Origin of the sequence: Micromonospora sp. NPDC047134, assembly GCF_040643455.1 — a bacterium.
Taxonomy (GTDB): Bacteria; Actinomycetota; Actinomycetes; order Mycobacteriales; family Micromonosporaceae; genus Micromonospora.
The window spans coordinates 24,209-43,177 of sequence record NZ_JBEYUI010000004.1; the positions used below are offsets into that span (position 1 = coordinate 24,209).

At 71.1% G+C, this 18,969-nt stretch carries 18 protein-coding genes; 6 read left to right on the forward strand and 12 right to left on the reverse strand.

Translation table 11 applies throughout. The features are described from left to right. Positions 1-254: 254 nt before the first annotated feature. From ABZ795_RS07440 to ABZ795_RS07450, 3 genes are all read right to left on the reverse strand, one after another. Positions 255-1,511, reverse strand: a complete 1,257-nt coding sequence (locus tag ABZ795_RS07440) for a cellulose binding domain-containing protein (RefSeq protein WP_327027053.1) — start codon at positions 1,509-1,511, stop codon at positions 255-257. Between the two features lie 393 nt (positions 1,512-1,904). Beyond that, positions 1,905-2,435 carry an RNA 2'-phosphotransferase gene (locus ABZ795_RS07445; RefSeq protein WP_327025065.1) on the reverse strand — a complete coding sequence of 177 codons (531 nt, stop codon included), beginning with the start codon at positions 2,433-2,435 and terminating at the stop codon, positions 1,905-1,907. Then, positions 2,432-3,310 (reverse strand): LysR family transcriptional regulator, encoded by an 879-nt coding sequence (locus ABZ795_RS07450; protein ID WP_357529707.1) that lies wholly within the window; start codon positions 3,308-3,310, stop codon positions 2,432-2,434. The genes ABZ795_RS07445 and ABZ795_RS07450 overlap by 4 nt, the downstream gene beginning before the upstream one ends. Positions 3,311-3,380: 70 nt before the next feature. On the opposite strand from ABZ795_RS07450, the gene ABZ795_RS07455 reads away from it, so the two are divergent. Next, complete coding sequence (locus ABZ795_RS07455; RefSeq protein ID WP_357529708.1) at positions 3,381-3,923, forward strand: hypothetical protein; 543 nt, start codon at positions 3,381-3,383, stop codon at positions 3,921-3,923. On the opposite strand, the gene ABZ795_RS07460 is transcribed toward ABZ795_RS07455, so the two are convergent. Next, positions 3,865-4,200, reverse strand: a complete 336-nt coding sequence (locus ABZ795_RS07460; protein ID WP_357529709.1) for a hypothetical protein — start codon at positions 4,198-4,200, stop codon at positions 3,865-3,867. The two genes, ABZ795_RS07455 and ABZ795_RS07460, sit on opposite strands and share 59 nt — an antisense overlap. A gap of 298 nt (positions 4,201-4,498) precedes the next feature. Here ABZ795_RS07460 and ABZ795_RS07465 point away from each other — a divergent pair, with 298 nt between their 5' ends. Both ABZ795_RS07465 and ABZ795_RS07470 read left to right on the forward strand, forming a co-directional pair. Continuing rightward, positions 4,499-5,296, forward strand: coding sequence for a helix-turn-helix transcriptional regulator (locus ABZ795_RS07465; RefSeq protein ID WP_327025061.1), 798 nt, complete (start codon positions 4,499-4,501; stop codon positions 5,294-5,296). Further along, positions 5,283-5,471 (forward strand): DUF397 domain-containing protein, encoded by a 189-nt coding sequence (locus ABZ795_RS07470; RefSeq protein WP_327025060.1) that lies wholly within the window; start codon positions 5,283-5,285, stop codon positions 5,469-5,471. The genes ABZ795_RS07465 and ABZ795_RS07470 overlap by 14 nt, the downstream gene beginning before the upstream one ends. Before the next feature lie 103 nt (positions 5,472-5,574). On the opposite strand, the gene ABZ795_RS07475 is transcribed toward ABZ795_RS07470, so the two are convergent. The 4 genes from ABZ795_RS07475 to ABZ795_RS07490 all read right to left on the reverse strand — a co-directional run bounded on the left by ABZ795_RS07475 (position 5,575) and on the right by ABZ795_RS07490 (position 9,502). After that, positions 5,575-6,135, reverse strand: coding sequence for a dihydrofolate reductase family protein (locus tag ABZ795_RS07475; protein ID WP_357529710.1), 561 nt, complete (start codon positions 6,133-6,135; stop codon positions 5,575-5,577). A 93-nt stretch (positions 6,136-6,228) separates the two neighbouring features. Beyond that, entirely contained in the window at positions 6,229-7,431 is a 1,203-nt protein-coding gene (locus ABZ795_RS07480; protein ID WP_357529711.1) for an FAD-dependent oxidoreductase, read from the reverse strand. Between the two features lie 117 nt (positions 7,432-7,548). Then, a complete protein-coding gene (locus tag ABZ795_RS07485) occupies positions 7,549-8,493 on the reverse strand; it encodes an RNA polymerase sigma-70 factor (RefSeq protein WP_357529712.1) in 945 nt (314 codons plus the stop codon). Positions 8,494-8,527: 34 nt separating this feature from the next. Further along, positions 8,528-9,502 (reverse strand): winged helix-turn-helix domain-containing protein, encoded by a 975-nt coding sequence (locus tag ABZ795_RS07490; protein ID WP_357529713.1) that lies wholly within the window; start codon positions 9,500-9,502, stop codon positions 8,528-8,530. A gap of 322 nt (positions 9,503-9,824) precedes the next feature. Between ABZ795_RS07490 and ABZ795_RS07495 the strand changes: the two genes are divergently transcribed. Together ABZ795_RS07495 and ABZ795_RS07500 are read left to right on the forward strand one after the other, a co-directional pair. Then, entirely contained in the window at positions 9,825-10,559 is a 735-nt protein-coding gene (locus ABZ795_RS07495; RefSeq protein WP_357529714.1) for a PHB depolymerase family esterase, read from the forward strand. Positions 10,560-10,632: 73 nt separating this feature from the next. Continuing rightward, positions 10,633-12,483, forward strand: a complete 1,851-nt coding sequence (locus tag ABZ795_RS07500) for a thiamine pyrophosphate-requiring protein (RefSeq protein ID WP_357529715.1) — start codon at positions 10,633-10,635, stop codon at positions 12,481-12,483. 75 nt (positions 12,484-12,558) lie between these two features. Here the strand turns inward: ABZ795_RS07500 and ABZ795_RS07505 are convergent, their stop codons facing one another. The 4 genes from ABZ795_RS07505 to ABZ795_RS07520 all read right to left on the reverse strand — a co-directional run bounded on the left by ABZ795_RS07505 (position 12,559) and on the right by ABZ795_RS07520 (position 17,538). Further along, positions 12,559-14,772 carry a transglycosylase domain-containing protein gene (locus tag ABZ795_RS07505; protein WP_357529863.1) on the reverse strand — a complete coding sequence of 738 codons (2,214 nt, stop codon included), beginning with the start codon at positions 14,770-14,772 and terminating at the stop codon, positions 12,559-12,561. 95 nt (positions 14,773-14,867) lie between these two features. Next, entirely contained in the window at positions 14,868-15,659 is a 792-nt protein-coding gene (locus ABZ795_RS07510; protein WP_327025054.1) for a hypothetical protein, read from the reverse strand. 294 nt (positions 15,660-15,953) lie between these two features. Next, on the reverse strand, positions 15,954-17,063 hold the full coding sequence (locus ABZ795_RS07515; RefSeq protein WP_357529716.1) for an SPFH domain-containing protein: 1,110 nt from the start codon (positions 17,061-17,063) through the stop codon (positions 15,954-15,956). Positions 17,064-17,067: 4 nt separating this feature from the next. Then, the gene (locus ABZ795_RS07520; protein WP_357529717.1) at positions 17,068-17,538 is read right to left on the reverse strand and encodes an NfeD family protein; all 471 of its coding nucleotides are present in this window, start codon (positions 17,536-17,538) and stop codon (positions 17,068-17,070) included. An 82-nt stretch (positions 17,539-17,620) separates the two neighbouring features. Here ABZ795_RS07520 and ABZ795_RS07525 point away from each other — a divergent pair, with 82 nt between their 5' ends. Beyond that, positions 17,621-18,940: a serine hydrolase domain-containing protein gene (locus ABZ795_RS07525; protein ID WP_357529718.1), complete on the forward strand. Its 1,320-nt coding sequence runs from the start codon at positions 17,621-17,623 to the stop codon at positions 18,938-18,940. Positions 18,941-18,969 lie beyond the last annotated feature (29 nt).

An 18,969-nucleotide genomic window follows, 5' to 3' on the forward strand; every position in this document is an offset into this window, starting at 1 on the left:
CCGTAACGGCGGGGTCCACGAGGGTCGGACACCGCCGTTACGGCGAAACGGAGTCGATCACCGCCGGGAAGCCCGGACGGTCGGTTGCAGGCCGCCCGACCGGCAGCCCGGCCCACCCCGGCGACGGCCGCAGGCAATCCGAGCGACCACCCCGGTCGACGAGCCGGTGGACCCGGGCCACCCCCGGCCGACGAGCCGGTGGACCCGGGCCACCCGGTCAGCGTGGCCCGGGACCGACGATCAGGTCCGATCGGTCAGGCGATGGTGCAGGTGGCGCCGTTGAGGGTGTACGAGGAGGGTCTAGCGGAGTTGCCGGTGTGGGTGGCCTGGAAGCCGATGGCCACCGAGGCACCCGGGGCGATGCTGCCGTTGTACGACACGTTGCGGGCGGTCACCTGTCCGGAGGTCGGCGAGTAGCTGGCGTTCCAGCCACCGGTGATGTTCTGCCCGCCCGGCAGGGTGAACACCAGGGACCAGCCGTTGATCGCGCTGCCACCGGTGTTGGTGATGGTGAGGTCCTGGGTCAGGCCGTTGTTCCAGGCGTTGACCGCCACGGCCACCCGGCAGGCGCCACCACCCGGGGGCGGGGTCGTCGGGCCGGGCGGCGGAGTGGTGGGGCCGGGCGGCGGGGTGGTGGGGTCCGGCGGCGGCGGGGTGCTGCTGCCGAACTGGGTGAAGAACCGCCAGGTCTCCGCCGGCAGCCAGGTGCGGGAGCCGCTGTCGCCGGGCGCCCCGTCCTGGGGTGCGGCGATGTGGCCCTCGTCGAAGGCGGCCCACACCACCGGGTAGCCGGCCGCGCAGCCGGAGTAGGTGGTGGTGCGGTGGGTCAGGCTGCCCTGGGAGGGCTCGGGCGGATTCTGCGGGGTGCAGCCGTTGTTGTTGACGAACCGGTCACGCAGCGACCGTCCACCGGAGATGCCGAGGACGTTGTCCCGGATGCCGTGGGCGCCGAAGTAGGCGATCCGACCGTTGCCGCCGCTGCATCCGCTGATCAGGCCACCGGCGTACACGGCCACCGCCCGGAACACGTTGGGTCGGGCGCAGGCCAGGGCGTAGCTCATCCCGCCGCCCCAGCTGAAGCCCAGGGCGAAGCGTTGGGTGGTCTCCACGCAGAGGTTCGCCTCCACCTGCCGCAGCAGGTCGTCGACGAAGGTCACGTCCTCGCCGCCGGAGTTGGCCCAGCCGGCGTTGAGCCCCTGCGGGGCCACGAAGATGGTGCTGTTGTCGGCCAGTTGCCGCAGCCCGTAGTACGACCAGGCGTCCCGCTGCACCGTCTGCCCGGTGTCCACGTCGACGGCCGAGCCGCCGCGCCAGTGGAAGCCGAGCACCAGCCGGTAGGGGTGGTTGTTGTTGTAATTGGCCGGGATCCGCAGGATGTAGCTGCGGCTCTTGCCGTTGCTCTGGATCGTGTGGGTGCCGCTGTTGAGCCCGGGGGCCCGACCGCAGCCCGCCGTGGCCGCCTGGGTGCCGACCTCGGTGGTCGAGGCGGTCGCGCTGGGGCCGGTGGCCATCGCCACCCCGCCCACGCTCAGCACGAGCAACGCCGCGAGGGCGGCGGGCCCGAAGATCGATCTGGATCTCACCATCTTGTTGCTCCATCTCGCGTCGCACCGGACGCGCGGAAGGTGCCACTGCACCGTGGGTGGTGGTGGATGAGCCCTGCTCCGCGTACCGGTCGGGCACGGGCTGCCCACCGCGGACCCCGGGGCGACCGTGATCGGTTCGGCGGCGCCCGGTCAGGATCCGCGTAGCCCGTCGGTCGGCATCGCGGTCTCGTCCACTCGCCGGGATCCCGGACCGGCGGGGACGCGTCGAGAGCGTGCCCGGCTCCCGCTCGGAAGGTATCGTGTGAGCGATAACATATCAAGACATTTGGATGTCTTGAGTCGACGGACCGGTGGCGATCAGGCCAGGAAATCCGGCGGCACCTGGGCGGTCAGCCAGACCCCGTTGGCGGCCCGGTAGAAGACCAGGCCGACACGGTGCATACCGGCGGCGTCGACCCGCAGCACGACCGGTTCGCCCCGGCGGGCACCGACCCGGGCCGCGGTCTCCGCGTCCGCAGACAGATGCACATGGGTACGCTCACCCGGCGCCAGTCCCTCGACACGGATGCGGGGCAGGAAACGGGCCACCGTACCGTGATAGAGCACCTGCGGCGGCACCTGCGGTGCCAGTTGCAGGTCCACCGCGACGCTGTGGCCCTGGGCGGCCCGGATCCGACCCGCGCGGATCTCGAAACGTTGCTTGTCGGTACCGGTGACCAGGTGGTCCAGCAACTCCACGGTGACCGGTCGACCGTGCCGGGCCAACGCGGCCAGCAGCTCCTGCACGGCCACCCAGCCGGCCTCGTCCAGGGTGATCCCGACCGCCTCCGGGCGATGCCGCAGCACGTACGCCAGGAACCTGCTCGTCGAGGTGAGCCGCCCGGTCACCGGGGTGCCCGCTCGGCCACCGGCGGGAACTGGCCCAAAAAGTCGCCCACCAGCTCTGCACGGGGAAGCCGCCAGGTGGCCCAGTAACGGATCTGCGGCAGGCCGTGGATCGGCACGGCACGCAGCCCGTCGGGCAGTTCGACACACCCGTTGACCACGGTGGCGCCGACCCCCAACCCGGCCAGGTGCACCAGCAGGTCCCAGCCGTCCACCTCGGCGGCGACCTGCCACCGTACGCCCGCGTCGAGCAGGGCCCGGGTCAGCGCCCGCCGGTGCGGTCGGTCGGCCGGGGGTACCACCAGGTCCAGACCGTCCAGGTCGCGCAGCCGGACCGCCCGACGCTCCGCCAGGGGGTGTCGCTCGTCGACCACGAGCACCTGCTGGTACGCGGCGATCTGGACAGCCTCGACCTGCCGGGTCGGCGGATCGTGGGCGATGACCGCCAGATCGGCCCGCCCTGCGCGCAGGGCCGCCAGCGCGGCATCCCGGTCGGCGGTGATCACATTGACCCGACGTCCCTGCCGGCCGACCTGCCGGATCGCCTCGCCGATCACCCAACGCAGCGCGCCCCGACCGGCCGCGATGGTCAGGGTGGGGGTCGACTCGTGGTGCAGTTCCCGCAGGAACTCGTCGGCCCGCCGCCGACAATCCAGGGCGTACGCGGCCAGGCGCTCCCCGGCGGCGGTCAGGCTGAGCCGCCGACCCTCGCGTTCGTACAGCTCCACGTCGAGGGCCGTGGCCAGCTTGCGGATCTTCACATGCAGGGCGGGTTGGCTGATGTGCAGCGCCGCCGCGGCGGTCGTGAAGTTGCGGTGCTCGGCGAAGACCGCGAACGACCGGAGGGCGTCGGCCTCCAGCAACTCCCGCCCAGTCATAACGCCACACTATAGATCAGCGCCAGAACAATAGTTCTGCGTACGCCTCAGGCCGCCGATGCTGGGCCACATGAACGCGCACCTTCCCCGACTCGGCATCGACATCGGCCGGGTCATCATCGACGGTTCCGCCCATCCCAGCGGCGACGACACCGCCTTCTTCAGCGGCGACGAGGCGGCCATGCTGGCCACCCCCGAGGTACCCGAGGCGGTGGCGACCATCGCCCGACTGGTCCCCCACTTCGACGGCCGGGTCTGGCTGATCTCCAAGTGCGGCCCCCGGGTGCAGGCCCGTACCCTGCGCTGGCTGGCCGCGCACGACTTCTACACCCGCACCGGGGTCGACCCCCGGCAGGTGCGGTTCTGCCGGGCTCGGGCCGACAAGCGGTCCCACTGCCTGGACCTGGCCCTCACCCACTTCGTCGACGACCATCCCGAGGTGCACGCCGCGATCCAGGGCACCGTCGAGCACCAGTACTTCTTCGGCCCCCAGCGCCGCCCGGTCCCCGACTACGGTCACCCCACACCCACCTGGGCGGAGGTCGAACGCCTGATCATCGACTCCCTCCAGGCCCCGGACCACGCGGCGATCCCCAGCCGAGGAACCGGTTGAACAGGCTCGTCGGGTCCGGGCCGTCGTGCGGGTTGAGGTGGTACAGATCGCGCATGGCCTCGTACATCAGCCCGGCCAGGTAGATCGACAGGCCGGTGCGGTTGTGGGCGTACTCCGTGTGCAGCAACAGCCGCGCGGTGGCACACGGCCAGGGCTGCCCGCAGGCCCGGCAGCACCACATCGGACGCATCGGGGTGTGCGGCGGGTCCGCGCCGACCCGCCGAGGACGATCCGGGTACGGTCCTCGGCCCGCCCCCGGCAACCGCGTGGTGATCACCTATGACCTCCCAGGGCCGGCTTCTTTGGGTGCGTTTCTTGTCGCCCTGGCAGCAACGAACGCACCCAGAGCGAGCGATGGAACCGGGGCCACCCCGACGCGGGGGGGAAAGCGCGGGGCGGCCCCGGGGCAGAACCCGCCCCGTCCCTGCTGGATGGGAGCGGATCCGCTTACGTGACAGTCTGCTGATCACACCGCTACCCTCGGAACGCATCGAGCCTGACCGCGGTGACACTGCGTGGATCATGGCCACCACTCGGCGACAGTTGGCGATCTTGACGAGGCCCCTGGGGGTGCGGTGGAAGGTGAACAGAGCGTGGATCTGATCCGGGTCCAGTTACGCAAGCAGCGAGCCCTGGCCGGCATGAACCAGGAGGAGTTCGGCAAACGCACGAACTACTCCGCCTCGACGGTGTCCGCCGTGGAGACCGGCACCCGTCCGGTCGACCTGCCCTACGCCCGCCGGGCGGACGAGATCCTGGAAACCGGCGGTCTCTTCGAGTCTCTGCTGCGTACCGCCCAGCAGGACAGCCAACCCGCCTGGTTCATGCCCTGGCTGAAAGCCGAACGCGCCGCCAAACAACTGCGCTACTTCAATCCGACCCTGATTCCGGGTCTCTTTCAGACCGAGAACTACGCGCGGGCGGTGCTGCGGTTTGACGACACCTGCCCCGAGCAGGAGATCGAGCAGCAGGTGGCGGCCCGACTGGAGCGCCAGGAGATCCTGCGCCGCGAGCGGCCACCGCAGGTCTTCGCGGTGATCGACGAGGCGGCGCTGCGCCGCACCAACGCCATCATGGCCGAGCAACTGGCGCATCTGCTGCGGATGACTGAGCTACCGCACGTCCACATCCACATCATCCCGGCTCGTACCGGCCTGCACGTTGGCCTCGACGGGCCACTGCTGCTCGCCATGCTGCCCGACGGCACCTGGATCGGGCACCTGGACAGCCAGCTCGGCGGCGAGGCAGCCGACACCGACGAGAAGGTGCTTAAGCTTCTCGGCAAATGGGAGGGTGTGCGGACGGTCGCCCTTCCCGAAGACCTCTCCATCGACCTCATCAAGGAAGTTGAGAGCCAGCATGGACCTCAGTGACGCCCGTTGGCGGAAGGCCACCCGCAGCAATTCCTCCGGCGGAGACTGTGTCGAGGTGGCTGACAATCTGGTGGGCGTGGTTGCCGTACGCGACAGCAAGGACCCGGCCGGGCCGGTGCTCGCCTTCGACCCCACCGCCTGGCGGTCCTTCCTCGAACTGGCCAAACGGCACTGACCGGTACCGCAGATCAGCCTAGTCAGACACGACCGACCCGGCCAGGCGCGAGAAGCCTGGCCGGGTCGTTGTCGTTGCGGGTGGCCTGGACGAGCATCGTCACCTAGGCCGGGGCGTACCGCATCACCGCCGCTCCGGAGGCCAACTCGGACCGGCCGACCAGCTTCAGGTCGACATGTTTCGCCAGCCCCTCGAACAGTCGCGGCCCGCGCCCCGCGATCCGGGGATGCACCACGAACTCGTACTCGTCGATCAGCCCCAGCTCGGCCAGGGCCGTCGGCAACTGCACCCCGGAGACGAACACCCCGCCGGGGCACCGCTCCTTGATCTGCTCGACGGCGGTACGCAGATCTCCCCGCACCAGCTCGGCGTTCCAGTCGACCCGCTCCAGGGTGCTCGACACGACGTACTTCTTCGCCGCGTCGATGGTCCGTGCGAAGGGTTCCGTCCACTCCGGCCTGGACACCGCCGCAGCGGACGGCCGCCACGCCTGCTCCATCATCTCGTAGATCACCCGACCGAACAGCAGGGCATCGGCCCGGGTGAGGTTCTCCATGTGGTGGCGGTGCAGCTCCTCGTCGGGTTCCACCGCTAGGTGATCGCTGCATCCGTCCACGGTGAGATTGATGGAGTACCGCAGAGGTCCCATTCTCAGGCCGCCCATACGTGTCGTCGTGGTCGTGATCTCCCGGGGGGACTCACCCTGGTGGACCAGCTGTCGACGTGCTGCCCGGGCCGCCCGTGCGGCACACCCTACTCAAATTTCCTTGGCCTCGAGGGCCGGTGGACGGGCGTGGCGGGGTTCGATGGCCGGGCTGAGGCGACGGCGACGGGTCGGCAGCATGAGCGTGGGGTGGGACACCCCCCAGGCCGCGCCCCGACAGACGATCTCCTTGTAGCGGGCGGCCCACCAGCCCCGGAAGTGCACCCCCCTGGCCTGGTCGTCGGCGGTCACCCACTGAATGATGCCGTCCCGTCGGCCGAGGCTGATGCACTGGTTGTAGTAGCGGATCGGGGTGCTGCGCACCGGCCGACCGGTCAGCCGGGCCGCGATGGCGTCCGCCGCCTGCCAGGCCATCGGGACTCCGGAGGCGCAGGACATCCGCAGCGGCCTGCCGCCCGGCCCCTCGGCGCAGGCGGCGTCGCCGATGGCGTACACCTCGGGGTGCGACACCGAGCGCATGGTGGCGTCCACGAGGATCTGCCCGGTGGGTGCGGTCCGCACGGCCATGCCAGCGACCAGAGAGGGTACGGCGAAGCCGGCGCACCAGACGGTCACCTGGGCCGGGATGACCCCGTCGGTGCCGGTGACCGCGCCGGTGGCCCGGACCTCGGTGATGTCGGTGTGCTCGTGGACGGTGATTCCCAGCCGGTCGCACACCTTCCGCAGGTGGCGGCGGGCCCCCTCGTCCAGCCAGTCACCGAGCCCGCCCCGGGTGGCGAGCGCGACCTGCAGGTCAGGTCGGGTTTCGGCGATCTCGGTGGCCGCTTCCAGGCCGGTGAGGCCCCCACCGACGACCAGTACCCGGCCGCCCGCCTCCAGGACGGCCAGGCGTTCACGCAGCCGCTGCGCGGACTGGGCGCCGGCCACGTCGTAGGCGTGGTCGGCGCCGCCGGGGTGCTCGGCGGCGGTGCTGCCCAGGGCGTAGACGAGGGTGTCGTAGCCGATCTCGGACGAGGTGTCGGCCTCGGCGAGGGTGACGATCCTGCGGTCGACATCGACCCCGGTGACCCGGGCCAGTCGGACCCGTACCCCGGTGCCGGTGTAGAGGTCCCGCAGCGGACGGACGGCTAGATCCGCCCCGACGGCGAGTTGGTGCAGGCGGACCCGCTCGACGAAGTCGGCGGCGGCGTTGACGACGGTGATCTCGGTCTGGTCGGGGTGCAGTCGCCGGGCCAGGCGACCGGCGGCGATCGCCCCGGCGTAACCGGCGCCGAGGACGACGATGCGATGGGTCATGCTCCCACTCCCTGTCTGCGGGTGGTGCCGCGCCGGCTGCTGGGAGCCGGTCGTCGGCGTACGCCTTCTGAACCGGGCAGCCCGGCGATTGCTGACAGGGATCGGGTGTGGTCCCGGTCACCACCGGTCCAGGAGGGGTTCGGCCGGGGGGCTGGCCGACCAGAGCCGGGTGATGCGGGCCAGCTTGTCGGGGTTGGCCTGGGCGCGCACGGCCGCCACCCCCTCGGGGGTCACCTCCAGCGCCAGTACCCCGACGATCCGGTCGCCGACGACGACCACCACGGCCGGTTCGCCGTTGACGATCTCGGCGTACATGGTGGCGGATCCCCCGAGCACCTTCCGCCGCAGGTCGACGGCCTGGAAGAGTCCGCGCAGCAACCTGGCCACCGCCAGCGCACCGACGACCGGGGTGGACCGGGCGGGGACCTTCCCACCACCGTCACCGACGCTCACCGCGTCCTCGGTCAGCAACTCGACCAGCCGTGCGGTCTGACCACTGTTCGCGGCAGCCAGGAACTCCGCCACGATGTTGCGGGCGGCGGTCTGGTCGACCTGGACGCGGTGGCGACCGGCGGCCAGGTGCTGCTTGGCCCGCCGGTAGAGCTGCTGACAGTTGGCCTCGGTGAGGTCGAGGATCTCGGCGATCTCCTCGTGCGGGTAGCCGAAGGCGGCCCGCAGCACGTACACGGCGCGTTCATTGGCCGACAGCCGCTCCATCAGGGTCAGCACCGCCAGGGACACCGATTCCCGCTGCTCCACGGTGTCCACCGGGCCGAGCATCCGGTCCCCGGCCAGCAGGGGCTCCGGCAGCCACATGCCCACGTAGCTCTCCCGCCGGGCCCGGGCCGAGGTGAGCTGGTTGAGGCACAGGTTGGTGAGCACCTTGGTCAGCCACGCCACGGGCTGCTCGATCCGGGCGCGGTCGGCGGCCTGCCAGCGCAGGAAGGTCTCCTGGACCATGTCCTCGGCGTCCCCGGCCGAGCCGAGCAGGCGGTAGGCCACCGCCTCCAGCCGACCCCGGGACCCCTCGAACAGTTCCACGTCCTGCGCGCTGAGCGACATGTTCCGAGTGTCACCCATCCGGGCGAGGTGCCCGCTACCCGCCCGGCGGACGACTGTCACCGGCTAGCAGGTGGATGCCGAGGGGGGTCAGCCGGTGCACCTTGGCGCCGCCGAGACGTTCGCTGGTGATCAGCCCGGCGGCCCGCAGCGCGGCGGCGTGTTCGGAGGCCGAGGAGACGCTGATGCCGAGGTGTCGACCCACCGCCGTGGTGGTGTGCTGGCCGGGTTCGGCCAGTCGGCGCAGCACGGCCGCCCGGGTGCCGCCGAGCAGTTGGGCCAGGGGGTCCGTCCTGGTCGGTGGGGGTTCGGGCGGGGCGATGACCGGGTACACCAGCAGCACCGGCTGTCCGGTTCGGACCAGCACCCGGGGGCGCAGACCGGCCAGTGGACCGGGGATGAGCAGGATGCCCTCACCGTTTCCGGTCAGCTCCGCGCTCCACCAACTGTCGATCTCCAGGATCGGCGGACGCCACCGGATCGCCGGGTGCAGTTCGTTGAGCAGGCCGTCCACTCCGGATCGGGCGTAGGTGCGGGCCCGCAGGTCGACATGCGCCCGGTGGGCCGCGGTCAGGTGCGACCAGGCCGGGGCGAGCACGGCGTCGAAGTAGTGGTCCACCGCCGTCATCAGCAGATCCAGCATCTCCGGGTCGGCCGACACGAACCGCCGCCGCCACAGGCTGGGCGGCAGTTTGGCGTACGTCTCGGTGAGCTCTGCGGTGATCTGGCGACGCGGGGTGGCCCGGATGGTCTCGATGCCGGCGGCCACCGACTCGATCCCCTGCACCGGGGTGAGGAAGTCGGGCAGCAGGCCCCGGGCCGGCAGCAGATGGCGCAGGGCGGCGGTGCTCGCCGAGGCGGCCTGGGCACGGGCGGCCATCTCCGGCATCCGCGCGGCCACCACCGGATCCCGCAGGGCCTGGCTGGCCAGGATCGTGTTGCCGACCGGATGTGGACGGCTACCGAACCGGATCCGGGTCAGGTCCGCCGCAGTGAGCCGCAGGGAGATCACCCCTCAAGGTTGCCAGCAGTTCCGGGCGTACGCCGAGGGGGGGCAAGCGTTTTCCGGGTACGCCGGAGGGACCCGGGGTGCTTTTCGGCGTACGCCGAAAGGGTTGTCGGGGTGTCGGACCGCCGGTGAGAGTGAGGCAGACCAACGGCCGGGAGGGGGCGGCATGCGTCGGCTGCTCGGGTGGTGCGTGTCGGTTTGCCTGGTGGTGGGGGCCGCGGCGTGTGGTAGTGGCGATGTGGAAACGCCACCCACGACGACGGGGGCGGCCCCCGCCGTGTCGCCGGGCCCAGGGCAACATGCCCTGACCCTGAACCATGACGGGGTGAGCCGGAGTTACCGACTTCACGCACCGCCCGGGTACGTCCCCGGGCGGCCGGTGCCGCTGGTGATCGCGCTGCACCCGTACCCCGGCACCGGTCTGGAGATGAGCGGACTGTTCGGTTGGGACGACCTGGCCGCCCGGGAGGGCTTCCTGGTCGCCTACCCGGACGGGGTCGACGGCGCATTCAACGCCCTGGTCTGCTGCGGGAACGCCGACGACGTGGGTTTCCTCGCCGCCCTCGCCGGCCACCTGGTCGACACCTGGCAGGTCGATCCCGACCGGGCCTACCTGACCGGCATCTCCAACGGTGGTGACCTGAGCTTCCGGGCCGCGGTGGAGGCCGCCGGCACCTTCGCCGCGATCGGGGTGGTCAGCGGCGGGTTCATCGGTGAGCGGTCGGTCGCGGACGACTACCGACCCCAGCGACCCGTATCGGTGGTCACCTTCATCGGCGAGCGGGACCGGTACGCGTCGTCGTTCAGCACCGGGTTGGACCGCTGGCGGCAACGGCTGGGCTGCACCCCGGTCTCCCCCGCCCCGGCCGCCCCGACCGAGGGGGTGACCCTGACCCGGGACCGCTGCGCCGACGGCAGTGAGGTCGAGGTGTACCGGATCGACGGCATGGGTCACTCCTGGCCGGGGGCCTCGGGTGACCGGCTGAGCGCCCCGGAGGTCGAGTTGCCCGCCACCGAGTTGATCTGGACCTTCTTCACCGCCCATCCGCGCCGGACCTGACCCGAATCGGGGGGTTTCGGCCGGGTGGTGCCGGGAATGTGCGTTCGCCGGTACTACCCGAGAGGCGGCCCAGGTGAGCGCAGGACATGTCGGCACTGCGGTGCCAGCCGACCCGTGGCCCCTACCCCGCAACGCCACCGTGGCGGACCACATCGTGCAGCGACTGGCCTGCTGGGGGGTACGCCGGTACTTCGGCTACCCCGGCGACGGCATCAACGGCATGACCTCCGCCCTGCAACGCACCGGCCAGCAGACCCAGTTCGTCCAGGTACGCCACGAGGAGACCGCCGGCTTCGCCGCCTCGGCCCACGTCAAGTACGGCGGCGGGCCGATCGGGGCCGTACTGGTCACCAGCGGGCCGGGGGCCATCCACGCCCTCAACGGCCTGTACGACGCCAAGCTGGACCACCAGCCGGTGGTGGCCCTGGTCGGGCACACCGCCTCGACCGCCGAGGGAGGTGGCTACTACCAGGAGGTGGACCTGCTGGCCCTCTACAAGGACGTCGCGGCGGCCTTCCTGGCCCAACTGGACCATCCCTCCCAGGTACGGCACCTGGTGGACCGGGCCTGCCGCACGGCCCTGGCCCGGCGTACGGTCGCCGCGTTGGTGCTCCCCCTGGACGTGCAGGACCTGGCCGCGGTGCCCAACCCGCCGCACGCCCACGGCTACTACCACACCAGCAGCGTGCCCAGCACCGGCCCGACCGTGCCGCCGGAGGCCGACATCCGCCAGGCCGCCGAGGTGCTGCGCGGTGGCGAGCGGGTGGCCATGCTGGTCGGCCAGGGGGCGATCGGCGCCGAGACCGAGGTACGCGAGATCGCCCACCGCCTCGGCGCCGGGGTGGCCACCGCCCTGCTCGGGTTCACCGTGGTGGACCACCGGGAGCCCTGGGTGACCGGGGCGATCGGTCTGCTCGGCACCCGCCCTAGCTGGCAGCTGATGAACGAGTGCGACCGGCTGCTGATCGTCGGCAGCAACATGCCGTACTCGGAGTTCTATCCCCCACCCGGTCAGGCCCGGGGGGTGCAGATCGACCACGACGGCACCCAACTGGGCCTGCGGTACCCGACCGAGGTGAACCTGACCGGGGACGCCGCACCCACCCTGCGGGCCCTGCTGCGCGAACTGGGCCCCGGCCCCGGGCCGACCCGCTGGCGACAGACCATCGCCGGGGCCACCGCCGCCTGGCGGCAGTCCCAGCGGAAACTCGCCGAGCAGAACGCCGACCCGGTCAACCCGCAACGGTGGTTCGCCAGCCTCAGCGAACGGCTGCCCGAGGACGTGCCGCTCGCCGTGGACTGCGGCACCACCACCGCCTGGTACGCCCGACACGTCAAGGTCCGCCCCGGGATGCTGGCCAGCCTCTCCGGCACCCTGCTGTCCATGGGCGGAGCCATGCCGTACGCCCTGGCCGCGAAGTTCGCCCACCCGGACCGGCCGCTGGTGGCCCTGATCGGGGACGGGGCGATGCAGATGAACGGGGTCAACGAACTGATCACGGTGGCGAAGTACTGGCGGGGCTGGGCCGACCCCCGGTTCGTGGTGCTGGTGCTCAACAACCGGGATCTGGCCTTCGTCAGCTGGGAACAGCGCTCCAGCGAGGGCACCCCGATGTTCCCGGACAGCCAGCAGTTGCCGGACATCGGCTACCACCGCTGGGCCGAGGTCCTGGGGCTGCACGGTGAGATGGTGGACCGCCCCGATCAGGTGGCCACAGCCTGGGAGCGGGCGTTGAACGCCGACCGCCCCACCGTCATCAACGCCCTGGTCGACCCGGCCGAGCTGATGATGCCCCCACACTTCACCGCCGAACAGGCCCGCAACACCGCCGCCGCGATCCTGCGCGGCGACACCGACTGGGCCGGCATCATCCGCCGCGGCCTACCCACCATGGTCACCACCTACCGCCCCCGCCGAGCATGAAAGGAAGGGCACCTTATTAACGCCTGGCGTATGGGAAGGGCCCCTTGCTAACAGAGCACGCCGGCGCTGCGGCCGTCAGCCGCGGCCTTGCAGCCAGCGGGGCAGGTCGGACTCCGGGTCGGACTCCGAGTCGGGTGAGCGGGGCGAGGTCGAGGGGGCGCGCTCGACCGGACGACGCTCGACCGGGCGACGTGGGTCCCCGACCAGGGCCCGGCTGGGAGCGGTGAAGGACTCGGCCGGTTCGCCGTCGACCGCCGTACCGATGATCCGGGCCACCGCCTCGATGACCCGGGCCTGCACGGCGGAGCCGACCAGGTCGGTAGGGTCGTCCGGGTTGGCGGCGATGCCGGCCACCGCCACCTGCGGGGTGAAGCCGACGAAGGTCTCCGTGGCGGCCCGCTCGGAGCTGCCGGTCTTGCCGGCCACCGGACGGCCGTCGAGGATGCTGTTCACCGCAGTGGCCGTACCACCGTTGCACTGTGCGAACGCCGACTGCTGACCCACCGGGCAGCGCGCCGCGTCGGTGGCGGCCCGCGCCACGTCCGGGTCGAGCACCTGCCGGCAGGAGGGGTCCCCGACCGGCAGCCGCTGCCCGTCCGGCGCGGTCACCGACACCACCGGCAACGGCGCGCAGTACGTGCCCTCGGCGGCCACGGTGGCGTACGCGTTGGCCAGATCCAGCGGGGTGGTGGCGGAGACGCCGAGGGTGAAGGCCCCCCAGTTGGCCGCATTGTCCTGCGCGAAGCGCGCGTCGGCCTCGGCTCGGAAGGTGATGCCCAGCCGCTGGGCCATCTCGACCACCTTGTCCTGGCCGACCTGCTCGGCCAGCCAGACGAAGTACGTGTTGACCGAGCGGCCGAACCCGTCCCACATCATCCGGTAGCCGTTCATCCACTGCGGGTTGGCGTTCGCCGGGCACCACTGGCCGTCGCAACTGCTGTCGTCGGTGCCGGCGGCGTACCGGGTGGGCAGCCGGGTGGGGGCGTCGAAACCGGTCGACAGGGTACGGCCGGACTCCAGGGCAGCCAGCATGGTGAACAGCTTGAAGGTCGAGCCGGCCTGATAACCGGCGACGCTGCCGCCACCGGAGATCAGCGGGTTGACGGTGTTCGGGTAGTTGACCTGCCCATCCGGGTTGTCGTCCAGGCTGTAGTGCCGGTTGACCGCCATGGCGAGGATCCGACCGGTGCCCGGTTCGACCGCGGCGATCGGCACCGCGCGCTTGTTGTCGTACCCGTAGATGCTGGTGGCCTGCTGCTGCGCGGTCTTCTGGATCTGCGGGTCGAGGGTGGTGACCACGTTGTAGCCACCCCGGCGCAGCGCCTGCTCCCGCTCGGCGACGGTGTCGCCGAAGGCCGGCTGCTCCAACCACCAGCGGCGCAGGTAGTCACAGAAGAAGCCCCACCCGTCGCGGGAGCTGACCGTGGCCGCGCAGCCGTTGGCCTGGTCGCTGGGGTCCAGCTTCAACTTCTCGGCCTTCGCGCTCCTCGCCTGCTCGGCGGTGATCGCCCCGGTGGCGACCATGGCATCCAGGACGTACCCCCGCCGGGTCAGCGCCGCGTCGGTGTCACCGTCGATCGGGCTGTACGCCTCCGGCGCCTGCACCAGACCGGCCAGCAACGCCGCCTCGGCGAGGGTCAGGTCCGCCGGCGCCTTGGAGAAGTAGCGCTGGCTGGCGGCGGCGATGCCGTACGCCCCGGAACCGAAGTACGCGATGTTCAGGTAGCGGTTGAGGATCTCGTCCTTGCCGAGGGTCTGTTCCAGGGCGTTGGCGTACCGGATCTCCTGGATCTTGCGCCCGATGGTCGGCGCGGTGGCCTCGGCCCGTTCCTCCGCGGTGCGGTTCGGGTCGGTCTTGAGCACGTTGCGCACGTACTGCATGGTCAGCGTCGAGCCCCCCTGCTCGGTGCCGGAGGTGGCGTTGCTGACCAGGGCCCGCGCCATGCCGCGCAGGTCGACCCCGCCGTGGTCGTAGAAGCGGCGATCCTCGGCGGCCACGATGGCCTGGCGCATCACCGGCGCGATCTCCGCCAGCGGCACGTCCGTGCGGTTGACGTCGTAGAAGGTGGTGATCAACGTCTTGCCGTCGTTGGCGTAGAGGTAGGAACGCTGCGGGGTGGCCGGGGTCCGCAAGGCGTCCGGCAGTGCGGCGTAGTTACCGAGCGCGGCCTGGGCGGCGAAGCCGAACACCAGATTGACCGGCAGTACGGCGACCGCCAGCACGAGTCCGGCGAGCACGCCGGTCAGCAGCACGGTGAACAGCCGCGACAGCGGCGTAGGGGAGGCCATGGTCCCCAGGATTGCCGCGAAAGCCACCTACCGACCACCTCAACGGCCGGGTTGTCAGCCAATTCACGGCAAGCCTCCAGCACTCTTTGCCCTGTTCAGGCCGGGCCGGGGCCGATCGGGCCGGGCGGGCGGGCCGTGGCGACGCTGGCGCTGGCCGCGTCGTAGAGGATCTCCCGGGGCATCAGCCGCCCGGAACGGTACGCGATGCCGATGCTGGCGATCAGCACGAAGATCGCCCCGAAGGTCTGCAAGGAACCGATCAACGCGCCCCCCAGACCCAGCAGCGGGCTGGCGATCATCAGCATGACGCCGTCGCCGATGCTGAACGCCCCCGACCGGGCCACCGCCCAACCGGTGCACAGCCAGCCCAGGCTGTAGCAGGTGGCGCCGACCAGCACCAGGGTCCGTGCGGTGGTACCGAAGACCGGTGTCTGTTCGGCCAGCCCGGCGAACGGCAGCATCAGCACCGTACCGGCGATGCTGATCAGCAGCCCGGCGACGGCGGAATGCCGACTGCGGGTGGCGGCCAGTAGGCCGGTCAGCCCGAGCAGGGCCAGCAGGCCGAGCCAGACCGCGGCCACCCAGCCGACCAGGTACAGGGCCCGCCCGTCGGCCGGGTAGGGATCATTGCCGACCCCGCCGTCGCTGGCCATCGCGACCAGACCATAAAGAATCGCGTACGCCGGCAGCAGCCAGACCGCCGCTCGGGCCAGCCGGCGCAGTGACCAGGCCCAACTGGCGTTGGTGGCCGGCCTGGGTGGGCCCGGGTCGTCGACGAAGGGCAGTACCCCGAAGCCACCCCCGGTCCGCCGGGTACCCAACGGGCCCTGGGGATCGTGCTTGCCCGGCACCTGCGGCGCGGACCACAAACGGCGCAGCGGATCCATGCCTCACCTCGCTCATCCACAGACCTCGCGCGGGACGCACCCGAGAGCGCCCCGGTGCCCCAGGCCGGACCGGCCCTACGACCGATGGTGGCAAACACCGCAGCCCGCCATGAGGCTTTCTCGCATTACCGATGCCGAAGATCGACTCCGTTACGCCGAAACGACGGGGTCAAGGCGGGCCGGATCGCGCCGTTACGGCGTAACGGCGGGGACCACGCCAGCCGGACCGCGCCATAACGGCGAAACGGCGGGCGCGCCCAGGGGATGGGCGCGCCCGCCGGTTGTGCGGGAGGGTCAGGCGCGTTCGCGTTGGTCGGTCGGGTCGTTGAGCAGGCTGGTCGGCGAGACCGGCTCCGGGGCGGGCAGCCCCTGCGGGGTCTTGCCGCCGGTGGCCTGCGCCTCGGCCACCCGTACCTCGTTGTGGATCTCCTGGGCGGCAGCGGCGGCGGCCTGGGCCGCCTCGGCGGCCTCGCGCTCGACGGCGCTGGCGTCGTCGGAGGCCTTCGGGCTCGGCGCGTCGCCGACCATCTGGCTCAGCCCGCCGAGTGCGCCGCCCATGCCCTCCAGGGCCTTGGTCAGCTCGGCCGGCACGATCCACACCTTGTTGGCGGTGCCGTTGGCGATCTGCGGCAGGGCCTGGAGGTACTGGTAGGCGAGCACCTTCTGGCTCGGGTTGGCGGTGTGGATCGCGTCGAAGACGGTACGGATCGCCTTGGCCTGGCCCTCCGCCTGGAGGATCCGGGCCTGCCGGTCACCGTCGGCGCGCAGCACCGCGGCCTGCTTCTCACCCTCGGCGGTGAGGATCTGCGACTGCTTGTGCCCCTCGGCGTTGAGGATCGCGGCGCGGCGGTCCCGCTCGGCGCGCATCTGCTTCTCCATCGAGTCACGGATGCTCGGCGGCGGCTCGATCGCCTTGATCTCCACCCGGGTCACCTTGATGCCCCACCGGCCGGTGGTCTCGTCCAGCACCCCGGACAGGTGCCGGTTGATCTCCTCGCGGCTGGTCAGCGCCCGCTCCAGGTCCAGCGAGCCGATCACGTTACGCAGGGTGGTGACGGTGAGCTGCTCGATGGCCTGGAGGAAGTTGGAGATCTCGTAGGTGGCCCGGACCGAGTCGACCACCTTGAAGTACAGGACGGTGTCGATCGACACGACCAGGTTGTCCGAGGTGATCACCGGCTGCGGCGGGAAGCTGACCACCTGCTCCCGCATGTCGACCTTGGTACGCACCGAGTCGACGAACGGCACGAGCAGGTTCAGTCCCGGGTTGAGGGTGCGCTTGTAGCGACCCAGCCGCTCGACCACGTCCTGGCGCTGCTGCGGGACGATCCGCAGCGCCTTGGCCAGGGTGATCACCCCGATCAGGGCGATACCTATCAAAAGGACGGGAATCACGAGTTCCATCCGGTCACCTCTCCACTTCGGGTAGCTCAGTGGGCGTCGCAACATCCCGCCAGACCAGGGCTACCGCTCCCTTGACCTGAATAACCTGCACCCGTTCGCCGGGAGCCAAAACCTGGGTGCCGTCGTAGGCTCGGGCGGTCCACACCTCGCCGTCGATCTTCACCATGCCCTTGTCGGAGTCGACCTGCTCCAACACCAGGGCGGTGGAGCCCTCGAGCGCCTCGATCCCGAACGCGGTGTCGCCGCTTTCCAACGCCGACTGCCTGTGTCGCCGGATCACCGGCCGCGCCGCCAGGACGGTCAGCGCCGAGACGGCCGCGAAGACGACCGCCTGCACCGCCACCGGAGCACCGAGCGCGGCGGCACCGGCAGCGGCGAACGCACCGACCGCGAACATGAGCACGAACAGGGTCGCCGTGAAGATCTCAGCGACCGCCAGCACCACGCCCAGCACGATCCAGAACACGGCATCCATAACACGATCGTGACATGGGAATGCACGTGTCATCGAATTGACATGATCGTAAGCTCTCGGTCACCACTACGGAGGGCAGAAGATGTCGCTACGTCCGGAAACCGCCCGTCAGCTCGACGTCCTGGTGGCCGAGGCCCAGTTGACCGGTCACGTTCCGTCATTGATCGTCGGGGTGATCCGCGACGGCGCTCTGGTCCATCTGAGCGCCGCCGGCACCCACCCGACTCCCGACGCCGACCTGCAGTTTCGGATCGGTTCGATCACCAAGACGATGACCGCAGCGCTGATCATGCAGGAACGCGACGCCGGCCGGCTGGCGCTCGACGACCCCCTGCGGCGGCATCTGCCGGAGGCCGAGGCGGCCGGGCCGGTCACCCTGCGGCAGTTGCTCGGACACATCAGCGGTCTGCAACGGGAGCCGGACGGACCGTGGTGGGAACGTAGCGACGGTGTCGATCTACGTACGCTGCTGGCCGGATTCTCCGCCGCGAAGGTCGCGTACCCCCCGCACCGCGCCTTCCACTACTCCAACCTGGCGTACGGGCTGCTCGGCGGGGCCCTGGAACGGATCACGAAGACCCCGTGGGAGCAACTGCTGCGGGAGCGGATCCTCGACCCCCTGGGGATGCATCGCACCACCTACGCCGCCACCGCGCCGTTCGCCCCCGGCTATGTGGTGCACCCGTGGCACGACACCCTGCGGGAGGAACCGCTTACGGACACCGGGGCCATGGCACCGGCCGGGCAGCTCTGGTCCACCGTGGCGGACCTGGCCCGCTGGGCGGCCTTCCTGGCCGAGCCCGATCCGGCCGTCCTGGCCCCGCAGACCCTGGACGAGATGTGCGCCCCGATGGCGATGGTCGACCTGGACTCCTGGCGGGCCGGACGCGGGCTCGGACTGGCACTGCACCGCGAGGGCGAGCGGGTGTACGCCGGACACGGCGGCTCGATGCCCGGCTACCTGGCCGTGCTGGAGGTGCATCGCCCCAGTCGTACCGCGGTGGTCGGTTTCGCCAACGCGTACGCCTTCCGGGTCGGCGGTCTCGGCACCCTGGGCCGGCAGCTGCTCACCCAGGTCCTGGACGCCGAACCGACGCCGCCCCGAGCCTGGTCGCCGGTCGACACACCGCCCCCGGCCGACGTGGCCGCCCTGACCGGCCGCTGGTGGTGGATGGGCATCCCGCTCGACCTCACCTGGGACCCCATGACCGGCGACCTGGTCGGGGCCGTGCCGGGCGATCCGGTCAGCCGCTACCGCCCGGAAGGCCCGGACCGGTGGCGGGCCGTCAGCGGCGAGGAACACGGCGAGGTGCTGGCCGTGCTCCGCGACCAGACGGGCCGCCCGGTGGCCCTGGACATCGCCACCTTCGTCTTCACCCGCTCCCCCGACCAAATCCCCTGACCCACCTGCCCACCCGCGTTGATCATGAG

Excerpts from the sequence above, each read along its gene's own strand:
- ABZ795_RS07470 (WP_327025060.1), top strand. The coding sequence starts at position 5,283 with ATGGACCTCAGTGACGCCCGTTGGCGGAAGGCCACCCGCAGCAATTCC.
- ABZ795_RS07515 (WP_357529716.1), bottom strand. The coding sequence starts at position 17,063 with ATGGAACTCGTGATTCCCGTCCTTTTGATAGGTATCGCCCTGATCGGG.
- ABZ795_RS07505 (WP_357529863.1), bottom strand. The coding sequence starts at position 14,772 with ATGGCCTCCCCTACGCCGCTGTCGCGGCTGTTCACCGTGCTGCTGACC.
- ABZ795_RS07480 (WP_357529711.1), bottom strand. The coding sequence starts at position 7,431 with ATGACCCATCGCATCGTCGTCCTCGGCGCCGGTTACGCCGGGGCGATC.
- ABZ795_RS07450 (WP_357529707.1), bottom strand. The coding sequence starts at position 3,310 with ATGACTGGGCGGGAGTTGCTGGAGGCCGACGCCCTCCGGTCGTTCGCG.
- ABZ795_RS07455 (WP_357529708.1), top strand. The coding sequence starts at position 3,381 with ATGAACGCGCACCTTCCCCGACTCGGCATCGACATCGGCCGGGTCATC.
- ABZ795_RS07440 (WP_327027053.1), bottom strand. The coding sequence starts at position 1,511 with ATGGCCACCGGCCCCAGCGCGACCGCCTCGACCACCGAGGTCGGCACC.
- ABZ795_RS07520 (WP_357529717.1), bottom strand. The coding sequence starts at position 17,538 with ATGGATGCCGTGTTCTGGATCGTGCTGGGCGTGGTGCTGGCGGTCGCT.
- ABZ795_RS07485 (WP_357529712.1), bottom strand. The coding sequence starts at position 8,493 with ATGTCGCTCAGCGCGCAGGACGTGGAACTGTTCGAGGGGTCCCGGGGT.
- ABZ795_RS07475 (WP_357529710.1), bottom strand. The coding sequence starts at position 6,135 with ATGGGCGGCCTGAGAATGGGACCTCTGCGGTACTCCATCAATCTCACC.
- ABZ795_RS07510 (WP_327025054.1), bottom strand. The coding sequence starts at position 15,659 with ATGGATCCGCTGCGCCGTTTGTGGTCCGCGCCGCAGGTGCCGGGCAAG.
- ABZ795_RS07525 (WP_357529718.1), top strand. The coding sequence starts at position 17,621 with ATGTCGCTACGTCCGGAAACCGCCCGTCAGCTCGACGTCCTGGTGGCC.